This window comes from uncultured Virgibacillus sp. (assembly GCF_947495635.1).
Classification (GTDB): domain Bacteria; phylum Bacillota; class Bacilli; order Bacillales; family Amphibacillaceae; genus Virgibacillus; species Virgibacillus salarius.
Window position 1 is genome coordinate 1 of the sequence record NZ_CANMAB010000165.1, and the last position, 4,657, is coordinate 4,657.

General features: G+C 37.4%; 5 protein-coding genes and 1 other annotated feature. Of the genes, 1 reads left to right on the forward strand and 4 read right to left on the reverse strand.

All coding sequences use genetic code 11. The features are described 5' to 3' along the window. Window positions 1-117: 117 nt before the first annotated feature. Window positions 118-370: a binding site (T-box leader), on the reverse strand. A 137-nt stretch (window positions 371-507) separates the two neighbouring features. Continuing rightward, window positions 508-672, forward strand: coding sequence for a hypothetical protein (locus Q1A47_RS20000; protein WP_205389466.1), 165 nt, complete (start codon window positions 508-510; stop codon window positions 670-672). On the opposite strand, the gene Q1A47_RS20005 is transcribed toward Q1A47_RS20000, so the two are convergent. The 4 genes from Q1A47_RS20005 to Q1A47_RS20020 form a co-directional block, all read right to left on the reverse strand. After that, window positions 664-1,422: an alpha/beta hydrolase gene (locus tag Q1A47_RS20005; protein WP_051388267.1), complete on the reverse strand. Its 759-nt coding sequence runs from the start codon at window positions 1,420-1,422 to the stop codon at window positions 664-666. The genes Q1A47_RS20000 and Q1A47_RS20005 overlap by 9 nt on opposite strands. A gap of 76 nt (window positions 1,423-1,498) precedes the next feature. Further along, window positions 1,499-2,287 carry an ABC transporter ATP-binding protein gene (locus tag Q1A47_RS20010; protein WP_026680300.1) on the reverse strand — a complete coding sequence of 263 codons (789 nt, stop codon included), beginning with the start codon at window positions 2,285-2,287 and terminating at the stop codon, window positions 1,499-1,501. A 14-nt stretch (window positions 2,288-2,301) separates the two neighbouring features. Then, a complete protein-coding gene (locus Q1A47_RS20015) occupies window positions 2,302-3,324 on the reverse strand; it encodes an iron ABC transporter permease (protein WP_026680299.1) in 1,023 nt (340 codons plus the stop codon). Beyond that, entirely contained in the window at window positions 3,317-4,324 is a 1,008-nt protein-coding gene (locus Q1A47_RS20020) for an iron ABC transporter permease (RefSeq protein WP_026680298.1), read from the reverse strand. Before Q1A47_RS20020 ends, Q1A47_RS20015 begins: the two co-directional genes overlap by 8 nt. Window positions 4,325-4,657: the final 333 nt, after the last annotated feature.

Below are 4,657 nucleotides of genomic sequence, written 5' to 3' on the forward strand. Positions count from 1 at the left end.
AAGTAATTAGTCGGAGCATTGCCAATATACATCAAACATTTCAAAATAACTACTTGGCTTAACGCAGTCATTGCACTAATTTTATACTTTCTTAACTTTTAAAAAAACCCGCCCCTAGATAGGGACGAGTTTCCACCCGTGTTACCACCCTGATTCCAGATAATGTATATGCAATACAATTATCTAGCACTCATCAACGTACTATCATACGCGCCCCTTTTAACGGCGGGTCCCCGGGAAAACTTAAATGAATATTCAGCCTTCCTTCTCAGAGAGGATATTCAGCATAATGGGAACATTGGCTTGCAGCAAATCACCAACTCTCTAAAGATCCACATTTATACCTACTCATTCTCGTCAACGAATGTAACCGTTTGTTTATAATATGCTTAGCATAAAGTAAAGCGTTCCTAATGTCAAACATATTTACGGTTTCATACAACTGGTTCCATACTTGGAATAAAATGAAACTTCCATCCTTGGGGATTTTTGTTTATCCCCCACGGTTTGGTAGTACCACAAGGGTATGACCTAAAGGCTTTTGAATCAATCGGACATTTACTGGCAGCCTATCCCTCGCTTACCAATAATTGTTTCACTTTATTGCTTGAAGCTGGAATCTTACGGCCGCTTATATGTGGAATAAATCTAACTATCGTATGCTTAACCTGAATGCATATGTAAAAACCTTATTGCTCTACTTATCACAGTTGGTACAACGGATACATGATTCTCATCCGTCAATTCATAAAATACCGTTGTTAATCCTTTTGATCTTAGCTCTTCCAGTCGAATAGCGAGATCACGTGCATCATTTACCATATGATCTTTTTCTAATTCACCAACAGCAAGAAACACCCGCTTTTCACTTATATCGGTATTAGCGGCCCAGTTCTTTACTAGCTCCAATATGACGCGATTTCCCCACCATATTGAAGGACTTGTTATCATAAAGGTTTGAAATGCAGACGTTCCTGAAAATAAAACATACAATGCAAATAATCCTCCCAAAGAATGACCAAATAATGTTTGTTTCTGTCGATCAATGGAAACGTGTTGCTCTATACATGGCTGTAATTCCTGCGTAATAAAATGAAAGAACTCCTCTGCTCCACCATTTTCAGACCATGCACTACCATCAGGCTTGGGTGGTAAATTTTCCACAGAAGTAGGTGGCGTAAAATCGTACACTCTAAATTCAGATGCAAAAGCGGCATCAACCGGATAACCAATGCCTACAATAACAGCCGGAATCACTTTTGTTTTTTCTGATCGAGCAGATTGTACTTTCACCGTCTCATGAAATGTATGAAAAAAAGCATTCCCATCCAAAACATAGATAATTGGATAACCAGATTCCGGAGCTGGCTGTTTTGGTATAGAGATGTAAATATCGTATCGCCTACCGTACCTCGAAGTCATCGACCATTTCTCTGCTCCAGATGTAATTACAGGCGATGTTTTATATTCTTTCAACCTATTTCCCCCTTACATTTATTTATGCTTGTATACTATCATATCCAAAACATACTGGGGAATTATCGTATGGGTCTATCATTACTCTTGCATCAATTTCAAAGACTTCCTTTAATACTTCGTTTGTAATGATATCTGAAGGACTTCCAACAGAAATAACTTCACCAGACTTCATTGCCACAATCTCATTTGAAAACCTAGCAGCATGATTAATATCATGTAATACCATTACAATTGTACAACCATGCTCTTTATTAAGCCGTTGTACAATCTGTAGGACTTCCAATTGGTGAGCTAAATCAAGGTACGTTGTCGGTTCATCTAGTAATAGTACTTCCGTTTCCTGAGCTAGTGCCATCGCCAACCAAACCTTCTGCCTTTGACCACCTGATAGATTACCTATTTTACGGTCACGGAAGGATGTAGTGGAGGTAATATCCATTGCCCATTCAATAACCTTACGATCTTCCTTTGTTAATTTATTGACATTTTTCCGATGCGGATAACGTCCATATGTGATAAGCTCTTCCACCTTCAGTTCACCAGGGGCAGTAGGATTTTGCGAAAGCATAGCTAGATGTTTGGCAATTTTCTTTGTTGGTATATGATTAAGTTCTTTGCCTTGTAAGAATACTTTTCCATTACGCTGCTTTAAAATTCTTCCCATTGTTTTTAATAAGGTTGATTTCCCACAGCCATTTGGTCCAATAATTGTCGTAATTTCACCAGTCTTCACCTGTAAATGAAGATCTCTGAACACCGTATGTCTTTCATAACCAGTCTCCAATGCCTCCGCCTGCAAAATACTCATTTGCCTTCCCCTCCCTATGTTTTCGTTTTTACTAATAAATATAGAAAATACGGTACACCGATAATCGATATCACGATACCAACAGGCAACTCTGCTGGGGCAAAAACCGTTTTTGCTATAAAATCTGATACGATGACAAGTAGTACACCAAGTAATCCACATATAGGAATCACATATCTATGCTGTAGTCCAACGAGTCTTCTTGCTATATGTGGAGCCATAAGCCCTACAAAACCTATACTTCCAGATACAGAAACACAAGCGCTGACAAGAGCAACACTACTTATTAGAAGTAGTATTTTTTCTTTCTCTACGGAAACACCTAAGCTTTTTAAATTTGATTCTTCTAATTGAAATAAATCTAATAAATAAGCCTTTTTATAGATGATTGGGATAAATAAAATAATCCAAGGAATCATAGACAGAATATAAATCCAATTAGCGTTGTATATTGTTCCAGAAATCCATACCGTTGCCATCTCAAAGTCAGATGCTTTCATTTTTAACGAAATATAAAGGGAAAATGCTCCAAAACCTGATCCAATAGCTATTCCCGTAAGCAGAAGACGTTGGGAATCTAATTTTCCATTTTTCCAAGCGAAGAGAAAGATAATCGTAGCCGCTATAAGACCACCAATTAACCCAAAGAGTGGCTGCATCATAATAGCTAACAATCCCGTATCCGTTATCTTATCTTTAAAGAAAAACATAAACAATACAATCGCCGCTCCAGCACCGGCATTTATACCAAGTATCCCTGGGTCAGCTAAACCATTTCTAGTAATCCCTTGAATAACTGCACCAGCTATACCGAGTCCAAACCCAACTAAACCAGCAATAACAATTCGTGGTAGTCGAAAATCAAAAATAACTAAATCATAATCTTCTGTAGGGTTAATACGTAAAATGGTTCGAAAAACATTTGATACCGTAATATCAAACGATCCATTTGTAATGCTTATGTAAATCGCCACTAATATCGAAACTGAAATAAGCAATAATGTTGTAATATATCGACGTCTATCTGCTTTATGCATGCTTCTCTCCTCCCCTACTACGAATTAAATAAAGGAAGAAAGGGATTCCAATAAAAGCAGTGATAACACCAATTGGCGTTTCAAACGGATAATTGATAAATCTACTTAACACATCACATAACGCCAAGAATCCGCCGCCAATTACGCCAGCACAAGGAATGATCCAGCGATAATCTATACCAACTAAGAATCTAGTGATATGAGGAATGATTAGACCTACAAAACCTATCTTTCCAACTAGTGCTACGGCGGTACCTGTCAGCATAACAACAGCTATAACAGTCATCGCTTTAACAAGCTTCGTTCGTTGTCCCAAGTTAACAGATACGTCTTCACCTAATGACAAGATAGTAATTGATTTTGCTAAAAATATAATGATCAAGATTCCTACTATGCCAAAAGGAATTGCGATTTTTAACATGGATGGATCAATCTGATGAAGTCGTGCATTATACCAAAAGCTCACATTTTGCGACACTTGAAAATAGGTGGAAATGGCCGATGATATACTGCTTAAAAACGTACCAATAACGGTGCCAATAATAGCTAATCTCACAGGTGACAACCCATTCCGTAAAAGTGAACCAAAGCCAAATACAATTCCTGCTCCTAATAAGGAACCAAGCATAGAATAAAGAATCATTTGTAACGATGACATACCTGGCATCCACACCATACAAATAGTGATTACAAAAGCTGATCCATCGGTAACTCCCATAATGGAAGGGGATGCAAGATAGTTTCTTGTCATCCCCTGCATAACCGCTCCCGATATCGCTAGAAAGGCACCTACTATTAATGCACCAAGAGCTCTAGGTATACGTGACGTTATGATTATTGCATGATCGACATTTTCTGGATCATAGTTAATAATTGCATCCCAAACGGTAGTTAAAGCAATCGATTTTGTCCCCAAAACCACTGATAAACAAGTAATAAGTATAATCCAAAGGGGTGCAGTCATTAATATAACTACGTGCACTTTATTTGTTTTTCCCATAACTTCCAACGCACCTTATGCTTTATTCGACTAAATCTACTATATAGCTTCTTCATAGACTGACCAGTATTTTCTTCTCAGTAAATAATAAGAAAATAGGATCAGGGTTACTTTCTGCTAATTAGATTATTACCCACACTATATAATTGAGAATGATTATTAATTTCATTTAAAATGATATGGGATTAACCCCCTTTTGTCAACTGATTTTTAATAAATATGACTCCATTCCATATTAATGGACAACATAATGAGAAATAAGAAAAACGGAGCAAAATTCGCTCAGTCCTTATCACTAAATGCTCAGATTTACGCTTCCTCTAGTAGCTATTA